Below are 24456 nucleotides of genomic sequence, written 5' to 3'. Positions count from 1 at the left end.
TTGGGGTGATCCGTTGACTAGCCTGTGAACAGTCGGCCGAGGTTGAGGGGAACCCTGGTGAAGGTCCTGCACATCGTCACACTGCACACTCCGGACCACGCGTTCGGCGGCCCCACCCGGGTGGCCCTGAACCTGGCGAGGGCCCAGCGGGCCCTCGGCGACGACGCGCGCGTCATGGCGCTCGGTGACGACTTCGAGGGCGCCCTGCCGCGCGAGGTCGAGGGTGTCCCGGTCCATCTGTTCCAGGCCCGCCATCTGCTCCCCGTCTTCGAGGTCAGCGGCATCACCTCCGGCTCCCTCCTGCGCACCGCGCACCGCATGATGCGCGGCGCCGACCTCGTCCACGTGCACCTGATGCGCGACCTGGTGACCCTGCCCGCCGCGCTGCTGGCCCTGGCCACCCGTACCCCTCTGGTCGTCCAGACCCACGGCATGGTCGACCCGACCGAGAAGCGGGTCGCCCAGCTCACCGATCTGCTGGGCGTGCGGGCGGTGCTGCGCCGCGCCGACGCGGTACTCCACCTGACCGAGACGGAGCGCGTCGATGTGAACGCGGTCGCCGCACCGGTCGCCCTGACCAACACCGTCCGGCTGGTGAACGGCGTACGCCCGCAGGAGCGCAAGCCGGCCCGTGAGCCCGGCCGGCCGCCGACCGTGCTCTTCCTTGCCCGGATCCAGGAGCGCAAGCGGCCCGAGGACTTCGTCGCCGCGATGCCCGCCGTCCTCGCCCGGCACCCCGACGCCCGCTTCGTCCTGGCGGGCCCGGACACCGGTTCGCTGCGCCGCACCCTCGCCCTCGCCCAGGAGCTCGGTGTGGCATCGTCGCTGGACCACGTGGGGCCTCTCGAGCACGAAGAGGTTCTCGACGCCGCGCGACGGGCCGACGTGTACGTGCTTCCCTCGATCGAGGAGCCGATGGCCGTCTCCCTCCTCGAGACGATGTCCGTGGGCACGCCCGTCGTCATCACCCGGTCGACCGGCCTGGCCCCGTACGTGGCGGAGGCCGGGGCCGGCCGGGTGATCGACAGCAGGGTCGGCGAGGACGCCGCCAACGCGGAGAAGGTCGCCCGGGCGGTCCTGGAGCTCCTGGAGCCGGAGGCCAACGAGAAGGCCGGCCGGGCCGCGTGGGACCTGGTCAACGAGCAGTTCACCATCGAGGTCGTCACACGGACCCTCCGGAAGACCTACGAGGACGTGGTCCGCCGGAGGGCGTGAGGGCTCAGCCGGTCCTTCCCTCACGGGACTTGAGGGCGATCTGCCAGCGGTAGAAGCTCATCGCCAGGGCGAAGTCCAGGCCCGCGCGCCCGTCGAGGAAGCCCCGCCGGTAGACGTACATGTAGGCGAAGGACACCAGGGGCTTGAACGGCGCCTTGTGGAAGAGCTGCCCCTGCCGGGACTTCACCTTCCGCACCTGCTCCTTGACGTCGGGGTGGTGCTCGAGCCAGGCCTCCCAGTCCGAGTAGCGGTTGTGCCGCTCGAACCACGCGGTGACCGGGTCCAGGTCCTGGTGCTCGATGGGGTTGCGCAGGACGCCGACCGTCGCGGCGACCGGCTGGTAGTGCCCCTCCACCTCTCCGATCCCGGGCGCCGCCAGGTCCCCGACCTCCGGGTAGTGGCAGCGGGTGCGGTCGGTCAGGGACCGCTTGCGGATGGTGTAGCCGTGCCGCAGCCGCTTCCCCGAGAACCAGTAGCCCAGCGGGATGTCGTACGCGGCGGGCTTGGGGGAGTGGGGGTCGGCGAACGTCCGCCGCAGTTCGGCCAGCAGGCCGGGGCTGATCCGCTCGTCGCCGTCCAGCAGCAGGATCCAGTCCAGGTCCGTGCGCACGTTCTCCAGGCACCACTGCTTCTTGCGCGGATGGCCCCCGTCCCAGGTGTACGTGACGACCTCGGCCCCGCACTCCTCGGCGATCCTCACGGTGTCGTCCGTGCTGTGGGAGTCGACCACGACGACGGCCTCGAAGTGGCCGAGCACCGACTTCACGGCCTCGGCGATGTTCAGGCCCTCGTTCTTCGTGGGGATCGCCACGGCGATGGGCAGCGTGCTCAACTCTTCTCTCCTTCGGGCAGCCAGGCGTAGCAGCCTGTGGAGGTGAGGCTTCCGGCCGACGCGGCGACGCTGACCGACACGGGCTTGCCGGTGTCGGAGGAGCCCGACGCCAGCACCTTGCCGGCCGCCCCTGTCACCCGCCAGGTGCAGTGCGCGGTGGGGGAGGGGGCGCGGTAGCGGCCCGGCCGGAGCTTCGCCCCCGTGTGGGTGCCGTCGGCGTAGCCCAGCGCGGCCTCGTCCACCAGGTCCTGGTGCTGCGGGCACAGATGGGCCACGGCCGGTTCCGCGTCCGCCACCTCGCCGGTGACGATCGCCCCGACGGCGATGTCCCGGTCCGCCTTGACCAGGTAGCGGAGCCGGTCGCAGGTCTCCTGGCCGGTCTGCAGGACCGCGGCGGGGTCCATGCCCCTGGGGACGCGGTCGGTCAGATATTCCTTCTGCCTCTCGGAGAAGGAGCCCGTGGCCGGGGTGATCTGCCCGGCGGGCGCCTTCTGTGGGCCACCGGGCTTCCGGGCCGGTCCGGCGGACGGCCCGGCCGCCGGCCCTTCGGCGGTGGGTGCTGCTGCGGTGGGCCCGGCGGCCGGCGGACCGGCGGAGGAGGGAGCGGTGGCGGACGGCCTGCTGCCCGCGGCCTCCTCCCGGCCTCCGTCGGTGGACGAGCCGCAGGCGACCAGCGCCGTCGTCGCGAGGACGACGACGGCGCCGGCCCGGAACGGATATCTCATCACCCGGTCCTCAGGGCGTAGTGCGCGCTCACCTGCGAAGCGCTCAGCGCGGTCGGGTAGACGGCGGTCTCGTCGATCTGGCCTGCGAAGAAGTTGCTGGTCGGACGGCTCGGCCAGCCGCTCAGGTTGTCCCCGCCGACCCGCCAGTAGCCCGCGTAGTTCTCATTGGCGGTGTACAGGGTGCTGAACGCGCGCACCTGCCCGTCGACGTACAGCGCCATGCCGCCGGTGCCCTGGGTGGCGACGATGTGGTGCCAGGCGCCGTCGTTGTAGGCGGCGGGTGTGGTGACCGTACGGGCTCCGCCGCTGTAGACGCCGAAGACGAGGCGCCCGTCGTTGCGCATGTAGACGTGCTTGTCGACGCGGGTGCTGTTCTGCATGGTCAGGTTCCCGAAGCCGATGATCTTGCCGCCCCGGACGGTGGTCGTTCTGATCCACGTCTCCACGGAGAACCGGACGGGTTGCGCGTGGCGTGTGTTGCTGTACGCGTAATCGCTCACCCCGTCGAAACCGATGGCCGTCGAGGCCCCCGCGACAGCGGCCGGGGTCTGGCGGTAGGCGGGCCCGTTGCGCAGGAAGCCGCCGTCCAGACCGGCCGTCGTGTCGGCCGCCAAGGTGGCGGACTCCTCGTCGTACCGCCAGTACAGCGAGGCGCCGTCGGCGAGGATCCGGGCCGGGTACCTCTCCGCGGTGGCCGTCACGGTGGCGGACCGGGCGGGGGACTTCGCGCTGGTGTTGGTGCCGTCGCTCGCGGTGATCCGGTAGGAGTGCGTCTCGCCCGGCGCCACGGCGGTGTCCGTCCATCTCAGCTGCGGCCGGTTCCAGAAGACCGAGTACCCGGTCGTGGTGTGTACGGGGGTGCTCGCCCCGTCCTTGTAGATCCGGTAGGTCAGCTCCCCGTCGTCCGTGTCGAAGCTGGTCTGCCAGTTGACGTCGATCCGCCCGGGGGTGACCGTGGACAGGCTGACGTTGGGCACCCACGGCGCGCCGGTGTCGGGCCCGTCGGCGAACCGGGTGAGCCCCTGCTGGGCCGAGCCGTTGACGGTGGTGAACTCCCCGCCGACCCACAGGTAGTGGTGGCCGCCCTTGTCGGTCTGGGTCATCACCCGGGGCCCGACCGGCTCACCGATGCCGTCGTTGGTGTCGGGGAACCAGGGCAGCAGCGCCGGGTCGTTCACCGACTGGGCCAGCAGGTGCTTGCGCGGCTGGTCCGGGAACTCGCCCATGCTGGAGCAGTCATGGGCGTGACTGCCGCTGTACAGCACGCCCGAGTGGACCAGGACGGCCTGGGTGGCGCCCAGGCAGGTGTCCCGCCAGCGCTGCCGGTAGTCGTCCAGGTCGATGGCGATCCGCCCGTCGAAGACACCGCCGCCGGTGCCCTCGTTCGCGGTGTACAGGCCGGTCGCGTCCGTGGTGAGGTCCTGCACCGTGGAGGTGTCGGGGATGAAGCCCGGGTAGCTCGTGGTGAGCGCGCCCGTGGTGGCGTCCACCACGGCCAGGGCGTGCGTGGCGGTCCCGTTGACGGTGAAGAAATCACCCCCCAGCGCCACGTGCTTCCCGTCCGGGGTCACCTGGACGGCACGTGCGACCTCGTCCGCGTGGGCGGTCCACGGCAGCAGGCCGGCGCTCGTGGTGACGGCGGCGAACTTGTTCCGGGTCTGACCCCCCACGCTGTTGAAGTCACCGCCGATGTAGACGGTGTCCGCGGTGGCGTCCAGGGCCCGTACCGTCGCCGAGACGGAGATCTTGAAGTCCTTGCGCGGGATGCAGGTCGCGGTGTCGATGGCCGCGATGTTGCTGACTCCCTCCCCGTTCACCGCCCCGAACTGGCCGCCCGCGTAGAGGGTCCGCCCGTCGGGCGAGAGGGCCAGCGCGCGGACGGTGGCCGTCCCGGAGGACTGGGTGAACGACAGGGCGCACCCGGTCGGTGCCCCCGTCGCGGCGTCGAAGGCCGCGAAGTTGACCGCGGGCTGCTCCCCGGTGCCGGGGGCGGCGTCCGGGGGCCGGACGGTGGAGAAGGTGCCGCCGGCGTACACGACGCCGTCCGTGGCGGCCATGGACCAGACGATGCCGTTGGTCTGCCAGGTGGTGAGGTCGTCCGCGGTGAGCGACACCGGAGGTGTCAGCGCCGCGGCCGGGGACGTTCCGGCCGCGGCCGCAGTCGCGGTCAGGGCTCCGGCGAACAGGCAGAGTGCGGCGGAGGCGGCCCGCACACGGCCGCGTCCTCCGGGTCTCCGCCCCGTACGTGTGTTCATTTCTCTGCTCCGAAGGTGAGAACGAGCCGCGGTCCGCAGACCGCGGTTGTTTCGCTCGACCGGATGTGGGGACGGTCCGTCCCGCTGCCGGTCGGGACGAGTGGGCGGCCGGAGCCGACGGCTCCGGCCGGTGCCGGCGCGCTCCGGTCCACCGAGGAGCCGGTGGAGTCGCGGACCGTGCCGGTGACGGTCCCCGGCGCGGGCGCGGTGAGCGTCGGCCGGGTGCCGTGGGTGAGCCCCGGTCCGCTCCACGCGCCGGTGACCCGCACGGTGGCGGGGGCGCCGACGTGGCCCGCCGCCGGGCGGCCGGCTGCGGGCACGCCGCCCCGGGCCCGTCCGGCCCGCTCCGGCCGTCTCATCGGTCCACCCGCACGGCCGCTCCCGTGAGCTGGTCGGCCAGCAGCCGGATGTCCGCGTCCACCATGATCCTGGCGAGCTCCCGCGACCTCACCTCGGCCTTCCAGCCGAGCAGGTCGCCGGCCTTGGACGCGTCCCCGATGAGGGCGTCGACCTCGCTGGGACGCTCGTACTTGGGGTCGTAGCGGACGTGCTCCGCCCAGTCGAGGCCCGCGTGCTCGAAGGCGAACTCGACGAACTGCCGGACGCTGACCCCCTCCCCGGTGGCCACCACGTAGTCGTCCGGGGTGTCGCACTGCAGCATCCGCCACATCGCGTCCACGTACTCGGGGGCGTACCCCCAGTCCCGTACGGCGTCGAGGTTGCCGAGATGCAGCCGGTCCTGCAGACCCGCCTTGATCCGGGCCACCCCCCGGGTGACCTTGCGGGTCACGAAGGTCTCACCGCGCCGGGGTGACTCGTGGTTGAAGAGGATGCCGTTGACCGCGAACATGTCATACGCCTCGCGGTAGTTGACCGTCGCCCAGTACGCGTACACCTTGGCGACGCTGTACGGACTGCGCGGGTGGAAGGCGGTGCCCTCGTTCTGCGGGGGAGGGGTCGCACCGAACATCTCGGACGAGGAGGCCTGGTAGATCCGCGTCTCGATACCGCTGGCACGGACCGCCTCCAGGAGCCGGACGGTGCCCAGACCGGTGATGTCGCCGGTGTACAGGGGCGCGTCGAAGGAGACCCGGACGTGGGACTGCGCCCCCAGGTTGTACACCTCGTCGGGCTGTATCTCGCGCAGCAGGTTCACCAGGGCGACGCCGTCGGAGAGATCGGCGTGATGGAGGATGAAGGAGCGGTCCGCTTCCTCGGGCCCCTGGTAGATGTGGTCGATCCGCTCCGTGTTGAAGCTGGACGAACGGCGTATCAGGCCGTGGACGGTGTACCCCTTACGCAGCAGCAGCTCCGCCAGGTACGAACCGTCCTGGCCGGTCACGCCGGTGATGAGCGCGGACTTTGCCATGACTCCCCCCTCTCTCTGGTCGCCCCACGGGCGGTTGGTGCACCGACATTTCGTGATCCGCGCGCGTTGCGGCAAAACATCACCGGAACGCGGTCCTGCTGGCACAATCCGAGCCATGACCACTGACCCGCCCGGCCCTCCCCAGGAGCCGGCCCGCCCCCTGCTCGGCCCCGGCTCCCGCATATTCGTCGCGGGACACCGCGGCCTCGTCGGCTCGGCGCTGGTGCGCCGGCTCGCCGCAGACGGCCACGAGGTGGTCACCCGCGGCCGCGACGGACTCGACCTGCGTGACGCGGCACCGACCGAGGCGTTCCTGCGCGACGTCCGGCCGGACGCGGTGGTGCTGGCCGCCGCCAAGGTGGGCGGGATCATGGCCAACAGCACGTACCCGGTGCAGTTCCTGGAGGACAACCTGCGTATCCAGCTGAGCGTGATCGCGGGTGCGCACGCCGCCGGGGTGGGCCGGCTGCTCTTCCTCGGCTCGTCGTGCATCTACCCCAAGCACGCCCCGCAGCCGATCCGGGAGGACTCGCTGCTGACCGGCCCGCTGGAGCCGACCAACGAGGCCTACGCGCTGGCGAAGATCGCCGGCATCGCACAGGTCCAGGCGTACCGCCGGCAGTACGGCGCCTCGTACATCAGTGCCATGCCCACCAATCTCTACGGCCCCGGGGACAACTTCGACCTGGAGACCTCGCACGTCCTCCCCGCCCTGATCCGCCGGTTCCACGAGGCCACGCGCGACGGGGCGCCGGAGATCACCCTGTGGGGATCCGGCAGCCCGCGCCGCGAGTTCCTCCATGTCGACGACCTCGCCGCCGCCTGCGTGCGGCTGCTGGAGGTGTACGACGGGGACGAGCCGGTCAACGTCGGCTGCGGCGAGGACCTGACGATCCGGGAACTCGCCGAGACCGTCCGCGAGGTGACCGGATACCGCGGGAGCGTCGCCTGGGACACCTCGAAGCCGGACGGCACCCCGCGCAAGCTCCTCGACGTGTCGCGGCTCTCCTCCCTCGGCTTCAGCCCCCGGATCCCGCTGCGGGACGGCATCGCCCGGACCTACGCCTGGTGGCTCGGCCGGTCGGCACCGGTGGGCTGACCGCCCGGCGGGCGGGGCCGGGGCACGCCGGGACCCTCCGGCGTGCCCTGCCGTCCTCGCACACATCCGGCGCCCTCCCACTCAGTACGCCCCACGGCCGTCGGCGACGGCACGTACCGTGCGGGCGATGAGTCCCAGGTCCGTGGCCACCGACCAGTTGTCGACGTACCAGAGATCCAGCGACACCGTCTCCTGCCACGACAGGTCGGAACGGCCGCTGACCTGCCACAGGCCGGTCAGACCCGGCTTCACCGCCAGCCTGCGCAGCTCCCGCTCGTCATAGCGAGACACCTCCTCGGGCAGCGGGGGCCGCGGACCCACCAGGGACATCTCGCCGCGCAACACGTTGACCAGCTGCGGGAGTTCGTCCACGGACGACCGGCGCAGAGCATGGCCGACGCGGGTCACCCGCGGATCGCGGCGCATCTTGAACATCGGTCCCTCGCTCTCGTTCGCCGAGGAGAGCTGCTCCCTGCGGGACTCCGCGTCCGCGACCATCGTGCGGAACTTCCACAGGGTGAAGGGCCTGTTGTGCCGCCCGTGCCGGATCTGGCGGTGGAACACCGGCCCGGGCGACGTGAGCCGTACCGCCAGCGCGACCGCGAGGAAGAGCGGGGCGAGGACCAGCAGTCCCAGGGCGGCGCCCGTCCGGTCCACCAGGGCCTTGAGCACGGTCTGCGGGCCGCGCCGCAGCGGTGGTGCCACGTGCAGCAGGATGCTCCCGGCGGCCGGGACCGGGTGCACCCGGCCGGCGGCGACCCCGGAGAGCTCCGAGAGCACACAGAGGGCCACCCCGCTGTCGTGCAGGCCCCACGAGAGCCGGCGCAGCCGGTCCTCGTCGAGCCGCGGGCCCGGCGCGATGAGGACCAGATCGGCGTCATGGGCGAAGGCGCCGCCCAGCACCGTGGACACGTCGTCGTCGGCCGGCTGTGGGGCGAGCCGGCCGGGCACCGGTACCTCGCAGGCCGGCACGGCCGGCCCCACCGGTATGGCGGCGACGGCCGTGTAGCCGCGTGCCGTACGGGAGGTGAGTACACCGACCGCGCGGTCCAGGCCCGCCGCCTCGCCGACCACCAGCACCCGGCGCACCGCGCGCCCCCGCTGCACGGCCTCCCACCGGCCCGCCACCGGGGTGAGCACGGCCACGACCGGGCCGGGCATCAGCGCGGCGACGGCGATCGCCGGGTCGTGGGACGAGCCGGTCACCGCCACCAGTACGGCCAGCACCCCGACGAGCGTCAGCCAGTCGCCCCAGGGGTGGTACGGGGCACGGTCAGGCGCACCCGGGAGCCGGTCCGCGTACCGGCCGCGCGCCGCGCGCACGGCGGCCCACGCGCACGCGGCCAGGACCCCCGTGAGCAGCGGTCTCGGCTGTTCACCGGCGTGCAGGACGGCCCAGGCCGGAATCCCCAGGCCCGCGAGGTCGGTCAGGACGAGGAGCCGCAGGCGCCGTGATGGTCTCTTCCTCGCCTGCGTTCGGTCCGCGGGGTCGCGCCGGACGGCCGGGGCTCTCCACAACTGCGCCGGGGCGGCCGTGCGGTTCCGGGCCCGCGGGTGCCGCTGCCGCGGAGTCCCCGCGGCACTCACAGGCCTGGATATATGCGTTTCAGGTAATTCGACATGCCCCATGAGCCCCCCAGCCACAGTCGCACCCCCGCAAACGGGACGCATCCGCCGATCCCATGGACTGACGGATGCGCCCTCGCTCGGTGCACGATATCCACACACGTGCCATTTCGCTGGAGTTCTCGTGAAGTTCAAACCCTTCGGACCGGTCCGGGCCTGAGGCCTGCCGGACGTGGCGGAGGCCTCCCGAGCGGGGCGCCGGAGTGCCGCGATCCGCCCACCGGTTTCGCCAGGCATCCGTTCGGCCCCGTCCTCCCCGGTACGGCCGCCCGGCCGGGGAGGGGCGCCGCCGGACGGTCGGGCGGCGTTGTCAGTGCTCGCCCTTAGGTTGAGTCGTGTTCCGCCGACGTGGCGCGAACGACCCCTTGCTGCGGAGGAGATGACGCGTTGTCGAACTGGGAGAGGTCGAGCACGGCCCGGGTGGTCCCACCCGCGCGGCCACGCAAGCTCGCCAAGGTTCCGTTCGTCGAGCTGGCCGACGGACGTCTGCAGGGTGTGGTGTCCAGCGGGTCCGACATCGGACGGGTGTACGTGTCGTCGGTCGCGGCCGGGAGCTACGCCTTCGCGTGCAGCACCAACAACAACCGGCCCTGCGGCGGTGCGCGCGGATCCTTCTGCAACCACATCTCGGCCCTGATCGACCAGGCGGTCCTGCAGTACGGCCCCGAGCGCGTCGCCCGCTACCTGAAGGCCGACCTCCCGGACGGTCAGCCGGACGCGTCCGGTCTGCGTGAGGCGATGGCTCTCACCCGGCCCGCTCCGGACGCCTCCAAGGCCGCCGCGGCCGTCTTCAGCCGGTTCCTGAGGCACCTCGCCTACCTGGAGCTCGCCCCCGTCACGGCTCCCCTGCCGGAGATGCACTTCTTCCCGCCGACCAGGGCGGCGGCGTGATGCGCACCGATCTGCTGACCGTGCCCGTCGAAGGACTCGACGAGGCCCTCGCGGCCGTCGACGCCTTCGACGACGCCCTCGTCGCCGGACTGCTCCGGCCCCGAACCTCCGGTGGCGGGGGCCCGGAGCGCCTCGCCCTCGCCGTCGCCGGGACCCCGCTGGCCGCCAGGGTCGCCGAGGCCGCCGGGAAGGCCGCCGCGGGGGCCGCGGGGGAGGAACACTTCGTCGCCCTGGCCGCCGCCCGTACCGCACTGCTCGGCTCCGCGCACGACGCGCTGCTCACCCGTGTCGAGCAGGCGACCGGCCGCTCCGGCGGCGACGGCGCCCCGGCTGCCCCGGCCGCGCGGCAGGCGGCCAACCTGCTGACGGCCGCCCGCGCCTGGCTGTCCGACCTGGCGCGCTGCGGCTGGCAGGGCCTCGACCACGACGTGGTCTCCGGGGCGGCCGAGGTCGTCTCCGCGATGCTGCCCGACCCCGCCCTGCGCCGCCTCGCGACGCTGCTCGACGGTTTCGCCGCCGAGCTGGCCGCCTCCTGCCCCGGCGCCGCCATGGAGCGCGTACCGGTGCGCCGCTGGGCCGATCTCTGGTCGCGCGGGATGCTGCTGACCGTGCCGGGCGCGGCGGGCGTTGCGCCCACCGCAACGGCCACCGGACGCCTGCTGCCCCTCGGCGTCGACCTGCAGGAACACGCGACGGCGGCGCAGGCGCAGGTGCACGCCGTGTTCGAGCCCGCCGACGGCTCCACGCCCCGGCTCGTACGCGCCGGAGTGTCGGCTCCGAAGCCCGACACGGTCCTCGGAGCCGGCATCTGGCAGCTGCTCAGGCCCCACATGTCGCTCCTCGCGGCCGTCGGCGAGGGCCGCTCCATGGACCTCACCGACATGCCCGTCACCGACGAGGGCGACCTCCTGTGGAGCGACGGGCACGCCCGCCCCGGCGAACCCGCCGACCCCTTCGCCACCGCCCGGGTCGCCCTGCCCACCGCGACCGCCCCGGCGACCGCGCCGGTGGACCGGCATCCGGCGCGTATCGCCGTCCCCGTCTTCCTGGAGGGCTACTCCGCCGGGACGGACGACGACGGCACGGTGACGTTCACCGTCGCCGGGACGCCGCTGACCGTCGACACCGACCGCATTCCGGTCGCCGGTCCGCTGACCCCGCGTGCGGTTGCCACGTCGAGCGCCTGCATAGGCCTGCTCCGCTGGGACGCCGGGAGGTTCGGGATCCAGCCGCTCGCCGTGGAGACGACGGTGCGCCGGAAGGTGGTCGCGGTGCACGCGGGAGCCTGGGCCGGTGGCACGGAGGACAAGGTGGGCGTCAAGGGGGAGAAGGCCGCCACCGACACCGTGAAGGTGCTCGGCGAGCGCGCCGGAAGGCTGCTGCGGAAATGACCGGACAGCAGAAACCCGCGACGACGCCGGCGGTTCCGGTGGCCCCGGCAGTTCCGGCAGTCCCGGACGCACCTGTGGCCCCGGCAGCCCCCTACGCCCCGGTGACCCCGGCCGTCGCCGATACCTCGCACGACAACCGGCGGCAGGTCATGTACTGGCGTCTGCTCGCCCGGCTCTTCGACCCCGAGGAGCACGCGAGCCTGGAAGCGGCGAGCCTCGCCGTCGTCGAGGACATCGGGCTGCCGGCCGCGCTGCTGGACCCGCAGACCTCGGTCGACTCGGTCGTGCAGCGGCATCCCGGACTGGCCGCCGAGTTCGACGGCCTGATGGTGCCCGGCGAGCATGCCGGGCCGGAGACGGGGCAGGACACCGCGCAGGGTGCAGGGCAGGTCACCGGGGAGGGCGCGGCCCAGGACGCGGGCCAGGACCCCGCCCATGACGCCGGCCGGAACCCGGCCCAGGATCCCGCCCGTGGTTCGGACCCGGACCCCGGGCAGGACGCGGGCCGAAACCCCGGCCCGGACCCCGCGCAGGAGGGCGCCGGCGGGGAGAGCCGTGACCGGGCGGCCGAGGTGCGCCGTGCGGCCCTCGTCTCGACGGTCCTCCTCAACGTCTTCCAGCCCGCCCGTGGCACCGTCACCGCCGGCCAGCTGTCGCGCTGGCAGTCCGACGCGGGCTGGCTGGAACGCGCCCTCGGCTGCGGCCCCGGGGAGCTGCGGGGCGGCCGTGCCGGGGGTCCGGGCGTCAGCCCGACCGGCACGGGTGGCGGCGGCAGGACACCCGACCTCGGCCGGCTGATCCCCGAGATCGGCCCCGCGCTCGGTTCCATCGAGGCCGACCTCGTCAAGCGGATGCGTCTGCGCGAGGTGCTGGCCGACCCGCAGCTCGCCGCGCGGCTGACCCCGAGCATGTCGCTCATCGAACAGCTGCTGCGCGACAAGGACAATCTGTCCGGCGTCGCCCTCGCCAACGCCAAGGCCCTCATCCGCCGCTTCGTCGACGAGGTCGCCGAGGTCCTGCGCACCCAGGTCGAGAAGTCGACGGTCGGAGCCCTGGACCGCTCGGTCCCGCCCAAACGGGTGTTCCGCAACCTGGACCTCGACCGGACGATCTGGAAGAACCTCACCAACTGGAGCCCCGAGGAGGAACGGCTCTACGTCGACCGCCTCTTCTACCGGCACACCGCCCGCAGGACGACACCGCAACGGCTCATCGTCGTCGTCGACCAGTCCGGCTCCATGGTCGACTCGATGGTCAACTGCACCATTCTGGCCTCGATCTTCGCCGGTCTGCCCAAGGTGGACGTCCACCTGATCGCGTACGACACCCACGCCCTCGACCTCACCCCGTGGGTGCACGACCCCTTCGAGACCCTGCTGCGGACCAACCTCGGAGGCGGCACCGACGGCACGGTCGCCATGGCACTGGCCCAGCCGAAGATCGCCGAGCCCCGCAACACGGTGGTGGTGTGGATCTCCGACTTCTACGAATGGCAGAGCGAGCCGCTCTTCGAGAGCATGGCCGCCATCCACCGTTCAGGGGCCAAGTTCATACCGGTCGGTTCGGTGACCAGTGCCGGCCGCGCCAGTGTCAATCCGTGGTTCCGGGAGCGTTTCAAGGACCAGGGGACACCGGTGCTCTCCGGCCACATCCGCAAGCTCGTCCACGAGCTGAAGACCTTCCTCACCTGACGGCCGTCCCGCGATCCGAGGCGGGTGTACACGGCGACGGCCACGGCACCCGGCGGCGTCGTCGCGACGCCCCACGACCGGCGCTCGTGCCCGCCCGCCCCGGCGTCCGCACTCCGTATTCCCTCTTGTCTACTCCGCTTGCCCAGAAAGGCTTACAGACATGTCCGACCTGTTGCGCGCCCCCGCCGAGATCAAGTACGCCGAAGAGCTCGACTGGCTGGAGTCGGTCGACGACGGCCCCAAGCCGTTCTCCTGGCGCCTGTCGCCGAAGATGGTCCGGCTGTTCATCCTCGGGTCCGAGCGCGCCGACGGCCTCGACCGGGAGATCCCCCAGAAGTGGTACGGCGACCGCAGCTTCGTCGAGCGTTCCATCGTCACCCTGGCCTCCGACCGGGGCCTGCTGCTGATCGGCGACCCGGGAACGGGCAAGAGCTGGCTGGCGGAGCTGCTGTCCGCCGCGATCTCCCGCAACTCCACCCTGGTGGTGCAGGGAACGGCCGGCACGACCGAGGACCACATCAAGTACTCGTGGAACGTGTCCATGGTGATCTCCAAGGGGCAGTCGCGGGAGTCGATGATCCCCTCGCCGATCATGACCGCCATGGAGACCGGTGCGATCGGCCGCTTCGAGGAGCTCACCCGGTCCACCAGCGACGTCCAGGACGCGCTGATCTCGATCCTGTCCGAGAAGTACATCTCCGTCCCCGAGATGGACAGCGACAACATCGTCTTCGCCAAGCCCGGCTTCTCCGTCATCGCCACGGCCAACAGCCGCGACCGGGGGGTGAACGACCTGTCGTCCGCGCTCAAGCGGCGCTTCAACTTCGTACGCATCCCCGTCGTGACGAACAAGAAGAGCGAGGCGGAGATCGTCCGCTTCCGCACCGAGGAACTGCTGCGCCGCCATCAGATCGATCTCGACGTGCCGCCGACCCTGCTGGACGTCCTGCTGCAGAGCTTCGCCGACCTGCGCGCCTCCTCGGCCGCGGCCGGCAGCGACGACGAGAAGCTGGAGTCCGCGCTGTCCAGCGCCGAGCAGATCGGCGTACTCGAGGACGCCATCCTGCACAGCAACTTCTTCGGCGAGCGCGAGCTGACGGCCCGCACGCTCGCCTCCTCGCTCGTCGGCTCGCTGGCGCGCCGCGAACCCGAGGACCTCGCCATACTCAACAAGTACCTGCACGGAATCGTCGAGCCGCGCAGCAAGGAGGAGGGCGGCTCCTGGCCGGAGTTCCTGGAGGGCGGCCGCGACGCGATCGCCACCCTGTCATGAGCGCCCCCGGCCAGGAGACACCCTTCGCGGCGCTGCGTGGGCAACTCCAGCAAGCGGCGACGGAGTTCGCCGACGGACCCGACGCGCTGGAGGGCATGCTCCTCGGCATCGTCGACGACGTCGACCGGGCGGTGCGCGAACCCCTGGAGATCTTCCCCGTCTGCCACCACTCGCCGGCCTCGGCCGTCGCGATGGCCCGCCGGCTGCGCGAGAAGCAGCCGAAGGTCGTGTACCTGGAGCTGTGCGAGGACATGGCACCGCTCCTGTCCGAACTGCGCAACTGCAGGCTGCCGGTGGCCGTGCAGGCGTTCGCGAGCGAGGTGAAGGGATTCCCCGCCGAGTGGGCGCCCCTGTCGGTCATCGCCCCGATCACCGAGGCGTCCGCCGAGTACCAGACCATCGCCTACGCCCTGGACACACCCGGTGTCGAGCTCGTCCTCGTCGACCGCTCCTCGGACCATGTGTTCCAGTGGCAGGCGGGCGCCCCGCAGGGCTCCGGGCCCGCCGATCCGGACGCACCGGCCGCCGACGAGGAGACCGCCCTGCACGGCGACGCCGTCGGCGTGGAGATCGGCGACCTGCGGCCCCGCTTCGCCGAACTGGAGGAGCACCTGCTGCGCCACGGCAAGGTGCGTCACTGGTCGGAGTGGTGGCACCAGTACGTCGAACTGCCCCTCGGCGACAGCGACCACGACACCTACCGGCAGGTCATGCTCCTGATCGGCAGCCTGTTCCGCCGGCTGGCACCCGGCGACCAGGACCGGGTCCGGGTGGACGAGGACCGCGAGCGCCACATGTGGACCCGGATGCGCGCCCACCTCGCTGCGTCCGGCACCGATCCCGAGGACTGCCTCTACGTCTGCGGCGCGTTCCACGCCTCGAGCCGTGTCCCGGAGTTCGGCGTCCACGGCAGCGACACCTTCGAGATCACCCCGCCGAGCGGCAGCACCTGGCAGCACGGCCTGATCCCGTCCAGCCACGCGGCGATCGAGGCGCAGTTCGGCCTCGCCGCGGGTTCCGTCTCGATCGCCGCCACCCAGTGGTCGAAGAACCTCAGGCGCACCCGCGTCCAGCCGTTCCGCCTCGCGGGCCAGTCGGGCTCCAAGAAGGCGGCGAAACCGGGGAAGGCCGCCCTGCCGCCCGTCCCGGTGGCAGCGGACGCACCCTCCGACAAGCTCTCCGGTTTCCTGCGGAAGCCGCCTGCCCTCGACCGTCTGGACGAGGCGGAGCTGCTCGGCTGGTCCGTGGAGATCGTGCGCTCCGCACGCCGCAACAACTACCTCGCCTCCACCGCCGACGCCATCGCCGTCTTCGAGACGTCCATCCTGCTCGCCGGAATGCGGGACCGGGCCAAGCCCACCCCGTACGACTTCCAGGACGCCGCGGTCACCTGCATCGAGAAGGAGACCGTGCCGGGGCGGCGCGACGTGCGCCGCCTCGTGGAGATCCTCATGGGCGGCGACCGGATGGGCCAGGTCGGCTACGACGCCCTGCCGCCCCTGGCCCGCGACGTGCACGACCGGCTGGCCCCGCTGAACCTCGCACTCCAGCAGCGTGGGGTGCGGCGCGCGCTGCTCGACATGGCCTCCCGGCCCGAGCTGGAGCAGGTGTCCGACGTGCTGTGGATGCTGCGCCGCCTGATGCCGGACGGCGCGGCCCGGCCGATCATGGGCGAGCGGGGGCTCGGCAAGCGGTCGATCCAGGAATCGTGGGACCTCGCCCTGGGCACCCACCAGCGGGCGCTGATCGAACTCGGCTACGAGGGCGTCAGCATCGAGCAGGTCCTGGAGCAGCGCCTGCGCCGTGCGGCGTACGCGCCGGACGCCACGGCGGCGACCGTGCTGGAGGCCGTCGAGGACGCGGTCCTCCATCTGCGCGGTGACCGTCTCGCCGACGAGCTGGGCACCCGCGCCCTGGAGGTGCTGTCCACCGAGCGCAGCGTCGACGGCGCGCCGGAGGTGCTGCGCCGGGTACGCCGGCTGCTGGCCTACTACCGGATCAGCCGGCCGGCACTGCCCGCGTGGATCGAGTCGTTCGCCAAGACGGGGTACGCGCACTACTGCACCCTGCTGCCGAAGGCGTTCACCGACGAGGACGCCACCGTCCGCCAGGTGGCGGCCATGCTCGGATTCCTCTTCAGCATGGAGAATCTGGCCCTGTCGCTGGGCTGCGACCGCACGCAGCTGGAGCTCGCCTTCGCGCAGTCGCACCCGCGCGAGCCGTCGAAGACGGCACTGCTGTGGGCGGCCCAGGTGCAGCTCGGGCAGCTCTCCCGGAGCGGTCTGCGGGAGCGGTGCGACGCACTGCTCGCCAACCCCCTGGTGCTCCCGGCCTATCCGCGCTACCTCAGCGGATTCCTGCACGCATTGGAGCCGGTGCCGCAGCTGGCCGGTTTCGTCGTGGAAGCCGTGTCGAACGCGTTCGCGCGGCTGCCCGACCGGCTGCTGCTGCCCTGGCTGCCGTCCCTCATCACGACCCTGCGCACCGACGGGGCGGACCTGGCACCTCTGCTGATCCGGGAAGCCGGGCGCGTCTTTCCCGGCCGGCTCGCGGCGCTCGACACCTGGGTGCCGCCCTGGCGGGAGGCTCCGCAGCCTCAGGTCGCCGAGGCGCCGACGGCCGTGCCCGGCACTGGGACCGGGGGCCGCGCCCTGCTCCTCGCCGCCCACCCCGCGACCTGCGACAGCGTGGCGGAGCTGCTGGGCTGCGACGGTACGTGGGAGGGGCCCGGCACGGACGCGCAGCCGGGCGGTGCGCTGCTCGTCGCCCGGCACCCGGAGACGGCCGAGGCACTGGAGGAGCTGCTGGCCGGGGTCTGACGGACTCCGGCCCTGCCCGCCGACGCCACCCCCGGCAAGGCACGCGGGGCTGTGGGACGAGGTGTCCCGCAGCCCCGCGTCCGACGGCCGGGTGGTCACACCGCGACGCGTCGGGGATGCCCGGCCCGCGGACCGGACGCTGGGCCCGGCCCGTGGACCGGACGGCCCGTGGCCCGGGTCAGCGGACTTCGGTGACCCGGTGCTCCTTCAGCGCCGCGCAGTTGGAGTTCTCCACCGACACGTACACGTTGCTGATGTTGCCGCCCCAGCTCACGCAGTGCCCCTTGCCGTAGACGTACGCCGGCCCCGCGTAGGACGTGTAGGACCCGGAGTCACCGGCCCACGCGTCGGTGTCCGGGACGTAGACGTACGTGGACATCTCCCTGGCCGCCCCCGGGTTGGTGCGGATGGTGGCGACGCAGTTCTTCCCGTTGGAGGAGTTGTACGTCAGGTAGACCGTCCCCAGCGAGCCGACGGGCGCTGAGTTGACGGTCTTGTAGGCGCTGCCGCAGACGCCCTGCGGGGTGACGTTGGGCGCCGCCGAGGCGGTCGCGCCGAGTGCGGCGGTGGAACCCGCCACCAAGGCGGCGAGGGTTCCGGCGGTCGCGATGGTACGTGCCGTTGTTCGCATATTTCCCCCATGTGTCCTGAGGAGTGGTTTGCTCCCACTTGGTGTGACCGGCGAACGGGGTGGATGGTTGTGCCGCCTTCCCGGTGAAAAGTGGCCACACCGGTCGAGCGGCTTTCGGCCGTGCCACCCTCGGTGACGCCCTTTCAGGGGACGGGCGCTGCGCCCGTCCGCCGGGGTGGGGGCGCAGTGAGCCGGTTCCCCCGAACCGGGGCGGCGGCCCCCTCCGCAGGAGGCCACGGACACCAAAACATCGCGCCACCTGGGCTTTCACCATCCGCCACAGTCCCTAGCCTCCCTCCGGCTCCCGCCACTCCCGCCGGGATGTCTGCGGGTCGGAGCGGGCCGGGCCGTCGGCCATGCGGTAGGCATGGAGGGTGTCTGATGCGAGGGGTGGCCGGTGGAGTCGCACCAGGTGGATGATTCCCTGGGGAATCATCGTGGTGGCGGTGGTCTTCGACCTGTCCACTCCCCGTGAGGTGAGCGGCGCGCCCCTGCTCGCCGTGGCTCCTGTCGCGGCAGCCCCGTTCATGCGGGCGGGCTCCATCGTCGTCGTCGGCCTGGCCGCCATGGCCGTCCACGCCGTCCTGGTCGCGGTGGACGGCACCTTCGGGTGGCGTCTGGGCGTGGCGCGCCAGCTCACGCTGGTCTGCGTGATCGTTCTCGCCGTACTGCTGCGCCGTACGATCGAGCGCCACGAGAAGGCCGTCGGCCGCGCCCAGCGCGTGGCGGAGATCGCCCAGCGGGCGCTGCTGCCGGATCCGCCGGACACCCTCGACGGACTCCGGATCGCCACGCGGTACGCCCCCGCGGACGAGGAGATCATGGTGGGCGGCGACTTCTATTCCGTACGGGGCTCCTCGGCGGTGGTCCGGGCCATCGTCGGGGACGTACGGGGCAAGGGGCTGGCGGCCGTCCAGGCGGCCAACGTGATCGTCGGGGCCTTCAACGCCCTCGCCGACGACGCCGCCGACCTGGAGGAGATGGCCGAACGGCTGGACCGGCAGCTGCAGCGCGAGGGGGAGCGCCGGGGCGGCCTCGAACAGTCGGAGGGCTTCACCGCCGCCGTCCTCGTCGAGCTCGACGTCGCCCGGCACCGGGTGCGCGTCCTCAACCGGGGGCTCCCCCCGCCCCTGCTCCTCACGCCCGGTGGCGGGGTCACCGAACTCACGCCCTCCCAGGAGGCACCACCGCTCGGGCTCTACGCGCTGGGGCACTTCGGGGCACCGGCGGACTCCTTCCCCCTGAGCCCCGGCTCCACCCTGATCTGCTGGACGGACGGACTGACCGAAGCCCGCAACTCCCGGGGGGAGTTCTACGACCCGGTCGCGCGGCTGCCCCGTCTGCTGACCCGCCACGGCGCCCGCCTCACGGAGAATCCCGACCTCCTCCTGGGCGCGCTCGCCTCGGACGCCGAACGGCACGCGGGCGGCAGACGTACGGATGACCAGGGGATGCTCGCCATTCACTGGCCGCTGTCGCCGGGAGCCGTGTCGGCCGCCCACCGGGTGGACCAGCCCCGCCGGGGGTGAACGCCGGCTCCGGCCCGGTCCGCGCCCGGAGCGACCGGCCGAGGGCCGGTCGCGGGTGCCGCCGCGACACACGGCCGTACCTCGTGCGCCGGGTCGGGACGGGCCGCCCGCGTCTGCCGGACCCGGTGGCGGACCGGGCCGGTGGTGGGCCGGGCCGGCCGGCGGACCGGGCCTCCACCGGCACGCGCGGCCCGGCCCTCAGTGGCGTAGCGCCGCCGCCTCCGGGGGCAGGTCCTCCGCGAGCAGCAGGCGCAGGTCGTCCAGGCCCGGCGCGGACATCGCGCCGATCCGTCCCGCCTGGCGGGTCATCATCCCCTCCAGGATCTGACGAGCCGTCCGCGCGTTGCCGAAGGAGTGGTCGCGCGGCAGGGCGTCCATGTAGTCACGCAGGGCGACCATCGCCTCCGGGGAGCAGTCGTAGCCGTAGTCGGTGGCCTGCTTGGACAGGATCTCCAGCAGGTCGTCCGTCGAGTAGTTCTCGAACTCCACCGTCCGCGAGAACCGCGAGGCCAGGCCCGGGTTGGAGTCGAGGAAGCGGCGCATCTCGCGGGTGTAGCCGGCGGCGATGACGACGACCTCGTCGCGGTGGTCCTCCATCAGCTTCAGCAGCGTGTCGACGGCCTCCCGGCCGAAGTCCGAGGTCGCGCCCTCCGGGGTGAGCGTGTACGCCTCGTCGACGAACAGCACGCCCCCCAGAGCCCGCTCGAACGCCTCCTTGGTGAGCTGGGCGGTGTGGCCCACGTAGCGGCCCACCAGATCGGCGCGGGCGACCTCGACCAGCTGGCCCTTGGGCAGGACGCCCAGGGAGCGCAGCAGGTCCGCGTACAGGCGCGCGATCGTGGTCTTACCCGTACCGGGTGGCCCGGAGAAGATGAGGTGGTTGCTGATCCTCGGGGTGGGCAGCCCGGCGGCCTTGCGCTGTTTCGCCGCGGTGAGCAGGTTGACCAGGGCGGACACCTCGTTCTTGACCGCCGTGAGACCGATCATGGCGTGCAGCTCGGCGAGCAGTTGCTCCGAGCCTGGACCGTCGTCCGCCGGGGTGCTGTCCGTCGCCACGTCCTCGGGCAGCAGGAGGGTGAGGTCGCTCTCCGCCGGGTTCGTCATGGAGGCGAGCCGGGAGGCCTGCCGGTCCACCATCTCCTCGAACACCCGTCGCGCGGCACGGCCGTTGCCGAACGTGGCGTCGCGCGGCATGCGTGCGTAGTGCAGGGCGAGGGCGTCCAGGGTCCGGGGGTCGAGTGCGTAGCGGTGTCCCGCGCACATGTTCTCGGTGATCGTCACCAGTTCGTCGACCGAGTAGTTGGCGAACTCGATGGTGCGGGTGAAACGCGAGGCCAGGCCGGGGTTGGAGGAGAGGAAGGAGTCCATCTCGCCGGTGTAGCCGGCGGCGATGACGGCCACGTCGTCACGGTGGTCCTCCATCAGCTTCAGCAGCGTGTCGACGGCCTCCCGGCCGAAGTCGGCGCCGGAGCCCTTGCTGTCGGAGAGCAGCGTGTACGCCTCGTCGATGAACAGCACACCGCCGAGGGCCTCGTTGAACGCCTCGGTGGTCTTGATGGCCGTACCGCCGATGACCTGCGCGACCAGGTCGGCCCGGGAGACCTCCACCAGGTGCCCGGAGCGCAGGACGCCCAGATCCGCCAGGATGCCTCCGTACAGCCGGGCCACCGTGGTCTTACCGGTGCCGGGCGGGCCGGAGAAGACCAGGTGGCGGCTCATCTGGGGGACGGGCATGCCCAGCTGGGCGCGGCGCTGGTTGAGCTGGTTGAGGTTGACGAGGGTCCGGACCTGGCTCTTGACCTCGGTCAGGCCGACCAGCGACTCCAGCTCCTCCAGCGGCCCCTCGGGCTTCTTGGCCGCGTCGCCGGACCCGCCGGTCGCCACGTCCGGCGGGAGGGTGTCGCCCCACGCGTCCGGGGCCACGTTGCCGCTGCTGTTGAGGTTCTCGACCGTGAGCCGTTCGTTCACCCTCGTCTGTCTGAGGCCCGCGCCGCGGTTGTCGCGGACGGCACAGTCCGTGACGGTGACGGGCTCGGCGGTGTCGATCCGGACGCCGTCGCCGACGCTGCCGATGACCTGGGAAGACGTGAGGGTGGCGCGGGCGCCGTTGGCGAGGAGCACCCCGTGGGCACCGGAGTCGGTGATGTGGGCCCGCAGCGCGGAGAGCTCGCCGCCGTTGTCCACCGTGACTCCGCCGGCCGTGGGCGACTCGATACGGCAGTCCCGGAGGGTGGCGCGGCCCTGAGGGCCGACGGAGACGGTGGCGTCGGTGGCCGCCCGCATGACCGTGTCGCGGATGTCGGGGTTGCCCCCCGAGACGATCCGCACCGCGGAGCCGCCCGCCCGGTCGATCTCGCAGTGCTCCAGCCTGCCGCGCCCGTCCTCGGCGACCTCGACGCCGTGGCCGCCCGGCGAGGTGATCCGCGCGCGGCGCAGCAGCGGGTCGGCGCCGGCGCGTATCCGGATGCCGGTGCCGGCCGCGTCCGTGACCAGGAGGTCGTCGAACTCCGCCGCCGACTCCTCCTCCAGCAGCACGGCGCCGCTCGTGTCCGCGCAGTCGCGTACCGCGCAGCCGGTCAGGAAGGGCGCGCTGGAGCTGACCACGCGGATGGCGGGCGCGGCGGAGGTGTCGAACTCGCAGTCCTGGAAAGTGCCCCTGGACCGCTCGGTGACGGTGAGACCACTGCCCTTGGTGCGTGAGGTACGGCAGTGCAGGAACTCGGGGTCGGCGCTCGCGGCCAGCATGATGCCGGGGCCCGTGGTGTCGCTGACCGTGACGTGCTCCAGCACCGGGCGGGCGGAACTGGTGATGTAGACGCCGACGGAGGTGTCGTGCACCGAGGTGCGCACGACCCGGGTGCCGCTGCGGCCCTCCAGGGCGATGGACGGCTTGTCCGTGCCGGAGATGTCGCAGTCCTCGACCAGGCCCTGCGCCTCGTCCGAGGTCAGCACGCCGTTGGCGCGGGCGTCGCGGATCCGGCAGTCCCGTACGGTCGCCCGGGCCTCCGCGCCGATGACGACGCCGGAGGTGCCGAGGTTCTCGATGAGGCAGCCGGCGATGATGCTGCCGGTGGGCGCGGAGTCCACGACCCCGGCGCCCTTCGGGTTGCTGACCCGGCAGTCGCGCATGGCCACCGAGCCCGACTCGCGCGCCAGGACGGCGGTCCAGCCGGAGCCGATGACCGTGCAGCCGTCCATCGCGACCTGGCCGCGCGGCGCGTCGACCACGGGCAGGTCCTCGCTCCCGCCCCGCAGGGTCAGGTCGGTGAGCATGACGGCGTCGGCGACGAGGATGACTGCGGTGCCCCGGCGGGGGCAGATGTCGACGCTGCCGGGCTCGCCGTCGGCGACGATGGTGACCCGGGTCCTGACCGTGAGGTTCTCCGGGTAGCGGCCGGGGTGGACCCGGATCACCGCACCCGTGCGGGCCATGTCCAGGGCATCACCGATCGTTCGGAAGCTGTCCGGTTGTCCCGATCCGACCCTGAGCAACTGCCGTGACACGCTCGCTCCTCCTCCTTGTGGTGCCGCCGCCGCGCGCCTCTCCCACCGAGGGGACCGACAGGGGACTGTTCCGCGTCCGGGGTACGTACGGCTGTGCGCACGCGACGAAGGCTACGGGACCGGTGCCGCGATGTTCCAGGAGGGACCGAAGAGTTGGGGCGGTAGCGCGCGTACGTCCCGTTACGTCGGCCGAGGTCACGGCCCGCTCGGCACACCGTCGGACGCGACGCCTATCATGCGCGCCATGCCCCGAGCCCGAGTTGATCACCACAGCCGCCGCCCCTGGGCCCCGGCTGTGGCCGCCCCCCTGTTGATGACCGCGATCGCGACCGCGCTGGGCGCCGTCGGGGCCGCGCCCGCCGCGGCCGACTCCGTGGGGCTGCCGGTCGTGCGCTCCGTCCTGGCCGAGGACGACACCTGCGCCTCGGTGTCGAGCGAGCAGGCCACGGCCGAGCCCTGGGCGCTGGGCGCTCTGGGGGCGGCGCGCACCCGGCCGCTCTCCCAGGGGGCGGGGACGACCGTCGCGGTCGTGGACACGGGAGTGGCCGAGGCGGCGCCCGCGCTGTCGGGGCGGGTGACCGCGCTCGGGTCGGCAGGCGAGGACTGCGTCGGGCACGGCACGTTCGCGGCCGGCCTGATCGCGGCGACGCCCGGCGACGACGGGGGCCCCGCGGGGCTGGCGCCGCAGGCCCGGATCCTGGCCGTACGGGGCACGGGGGAGCGCGGCGGGAGCACGGTGGGCCAGGTCGCCGACGCGATACGTCTGGCGGCGGACGAGGGCGCCGGCGTCATCTACGTCGCCGCGGCCCTGGAAGGCGGCAAGGCGCAGCTGACGGACGCGGTCGCGTACGCGAGCGGCAAGGACGCTCTGGTGGTGGCTCCGCTGGCGCCGGACGCGCTGGAGCGGAACGCGGAGCCGGCGCCCTGGTACTGGCCGGCGGCGGCGCCGGGCGTACTGGCCGTGACGGACTACGGCCCGGACGGCGGCCGGCCGACGGACGCGCCCCTGGTGAGCGGGGCGGACCTGGCCGCGCCCGGTGACGCGGTGGTGAGCATCGGGCCGAAGGGCCCGGGCCACTTCATCGGCTCGGGAGCCTCGTTCGCCGCCGCGCACGTCGCGGGGGCTGCGGCGCTGGTGCGGGCGCGCTACCCGGACCTCAAGGCCGCGGAGGTCTCGCGCCGTCTGACGGAGGCGGCGTATCCGGCGGCGCCGCCACGGCTCGACCCGTACGGCGCGCTGACGGCCGTACTGACGGACGCCAGGGGCACGACGCCCCGGCCGGAACGGGCGGTGGTACCGGCCCCGCCCGCGACCCAGCCGCGCACCCGCGCTCTGGTGGTGGCGGGGGTGGGCGCCGGGCTGGTGCTGCTGGTGGCGGCGGGTGCGGTGGTCATCCCGCGCGGCCGGGCACGGAACTGGCGCCCGGCGGGCAGCTGACGGACCGCGGGGCGCCGTCGGCCTGAGGGCCGCGGCGTTGCCGCCCGCCTGACAGGGGCGGGGCGGCCCGGCGTGGCGGGGTCCGGCCGCCCGGCCCGGCGGGATACGGCTGTCGCACGGCGGGCCGGCCGTCCGCCCGGTCCGGTCCGGCCGTGGTACGGCGAAATG

General features: G+C 72.8%; 17 protein-coding genes. 9 read left to right on the top strand and 8 right to left on the bottom strand.

Translation table 11 applies throughout. The annotated features are described in order from the left end of the window. The first annotated feature begins 57 nt into the window (after window positions 1-57). Window positions 58-1215, top strand: a complete 1158-nt coding sequence (locus ACH4VO_RS11485; protein WP_360991709.1) for a glycosyltransferase — start codon at window positions 58-60, stop codon at window positions 1213-1215. Window positions 1216-1219: 4 nt separating this feature from the next. Here the strand turns inward: ACH4VO_RS11485 and ACH4VO_RS11480 are convergent, their stop codons facing one another. From ACH4VO_RS11480 to gmd, 5 genes are read right to left on the bottom strand one after another with little or no spacing between them, the layout of a single operon-like run. Beyond that, window positions 1220-2047 (bottom strand): glycosyltransferase family 2 protein, encoded by an 828-nt coding sequence (locus ACH4VO_RS11480; protein ID WP_360991706.1) that lies wholly within the window; start codon window positions 2045-2047, stop codon window positions 1220-1222. Continuing rightward, a complete protein-coding gene (locus tag ACH4VO_RS11475) occupies window positions 2044-2772 on the bottom strand; it encodes a hypothetical protein (protein WP_360991704.1) in 729 nt (242 codons plus the stop codon). The genes ACH4VO_RS11480 and ACH4VO_RS11475 overlap by 4 nt, the downstream gene beginning before the upstream one ends. Continuing rightward, window positions 2772-5027, bottom strand: a complete 2256-nt coding sequence (locus ACH4VO_RS11470) for a LamG domain-containing protein (protein WP_360991701.1) — start codon at window positions 5025-5027, stop codon at window positions 2772-2774. Before ACH4VO_RS11470 ends, ACH4VO_RS11475 begins: the two co-directional genes overlap by 1 nt. Continuing rightward, window positions 5024-5386 (bottom strand): hypothetical protein, encoded by a 363-nt coding sequence (locus tag ACH4VO_RS11465; RefSeq protein WP_360991698.1) that lies wholly within the window; start codon window positions 5384-5386, stop codon window positions 5024-5026. The genes ACH4VO_RS11470 and ACH4VO_RS11465 overlap by 4 nt, the downstream gene beginning before the upstream one ends. Continuing rightward, on the bottom strand, window positions 5383-6396 hold the full coding sequence (gene gmd / locus ACH4VO_RS11460; protein WP_360991694.1) for a GDP-mannose 4,6-dehydratase: 1014 nt from the start codon (window positions 6394-6396) through the stop codon (window positions 5383-5385). Before gmd ends, ACH4VO_RS11465 begins: the two co-directional genes overlap by 4 nt. 115 nt (window positions 6397-6511) lie before the next feature. Here gmd and ACH4VO_RS11455 point away from each other — a divergent pair, with 115 nt between their 5' ends. After that, entirely contained in the window at window positions 6512-7495 is a 984-nt protein-coding gene (locus tag ACH4VO_RS11455) for a GDP-L-fucose synthase (RefSeq protein ID WP_360991691.1), read from the top strand. 81 nt (window positions 7496-7576) lie between these two features. Here ACH4VO_RS11455 and ACH4VO_RS11450 read toward each other — a convergent pair whose 3' ends face one another. Continuing rightward, window positions 7577-9082 carry a sugar transferase gene (locus ACH4VO_RS11450; protein ID WP_398440929.1) on the bottom strand — a complete coding sequence of 502 codons (1506 nt, stop codon included), beginning with the start codon at window positions 9080-9082 and terminating at the stop codon, window positions 7577-7579. A 426-nt stretch (window positions 9083-9508) separates the two neighbouring features. On the opposite strand from ACH4VO_RS11450, the gene ACH4VO_RS11445 reads away from it, so the two are divergent. From ACH4VO_RS11445 to ACH4VO_RS11425, 5 genes are all read left to right on the top strand, one after another. Further along, on the top strand, window positions 9509-10012 hold the full coding sequence (locus tag ACH4VO_RS11445; protein ID WP_360991685.1) for a hypothetical protein: 504 nt from the start codon (window positions 9509-9511) through the stop codon (window positions 10010-10012). Further along, window positions 10012-11403: a hypothetical protein gene (locus ACH4VO_RS11440; RefSeq protein ID WP_360991682.1), complete on the top strand. Its 1392-nt coding sequence runs from the start codon at window positions 10012-10014 to the stop codon at window positions 11401-11403. Before ACH4VO_RS11445 ends, ACH4VO_RS11440 begins: the two co-directional genes overlap by 1 nt. 149 nt (window positions 11404-11552) lie before the next feature. After that, window positions 11553-13094, top strand: coding sequence for a VWA domain-containing protein (locus ACH4VO_RS11435; protein ID WP_360991782.1), 1542 nt, complete (start codon window positions 11553-11555; stop codon window positions 13092-13094). 160 nt (window positions 13095-13254) lie between these two features. Beyond that, complete coding sequence (locus ACH4VO_RS11430) at window positions 13255-14367, top strand: AAA family ATPase (RefSeq protein ID WP_360991680.1); 1113 nt, start codon at window positions 13255-13257, stop codon at window positions 14365-14367. Next, window positions 14364-17186 (top strand): hypothetical protein, encoded by a 2823-nt coding sequence (locus ACH4VO_RS11425; protein ID WP_360991677.1) that lies wholly within the window; start codon window positions 14364-14366, stop codon window positions 17184-17186. Before ACH4VO_RS11430 ends, ACH4VO_RS11425 begins: the two co-directional genes overlap by 4 nt. Window positions 17187-17364: 178 nt before the next feature. Here the strand turns inward: ACH4VO_RS11425 and ACH4VO_RS11420 are convergent, their stop codons facing one another. Next, the gene (locus ACH4VO_RS11420) at window positions 17365-17817 is read right to left on the bottom strand and encodes a spore-associated protein (protein WP_360991674.1); all 453 of its coding nucleotides are present in this window, start codon (window positions 17815-17817) and stop codon (window positions 17365-17367) included. A 416-nt stretch (window positions 17818-18233) separates the two neighbouring features. On the opposite strand from ACH4VO_RS11420, the gene ACH4VO_RS11415 reads away from it, so the two are divergent. Beyond that, a complete protein-coding gene (locus ACH4VO_RS11415; RefSeq protein ID WP_360991670.1) occupies window positions 18234-19346 on the top strand; it encodes a PP2C family protein-serine/threonine phosphatase in 1113 nt (370 codons plus the stop codon). Window positions 19347-19544: 198 nt separating this feature from the next. Here the strand turns inward: ACH4VO_RS11415 and ACH4VO_RS11410 are convergent, their stop codons facing one another. Next, window positions 19545-22850: a right-handed parallel beta-helix repeat-containing protein gene (locus tag ACH4VO_RS11410; protein ID WP_360991667.1), complete on the bottom strand. Its 3306-nt coding sequence runs from the start codon at window positions 22848-22850 to the stop codon at window positions 19545-19547. 235 nt (window positions 22851-23085) lie between these two features. Between ACH4VO_RS11410 and ACH4VO_RS11405 the strand changes: the two genes are divergently transcribed. After that, window positions 23086-24288 (top strand): S8 family serine peptidase, encoded by a 1203-nt coding sequence (locus tag ACH4VO_RS11405; RefSeq protein ID WP_360991665.1) that lies wholly within the window; start codon window positions 23086-23088, stop codon window positions 24286-24288. The last annotated feature ends 168 nt before the right edge of the window (window positions 24289-24456 follow it).

Origin of the sequence: Streptomyces sp. NPDC020780 (genome assembly GCF_044334475.1) — a bacterium.
Taxonomy (GTDB): domain Bacteria; phylum Actinomycetota; class Actinomycetes; order Streptomycetales; family Streptomycetaceae; genus Streptomyces.
The sequence above is the reverse complement of the archived record's forward strand: the minus strand, read 5'-3'. Positions and strand labels throughout refer to the sequence as shown.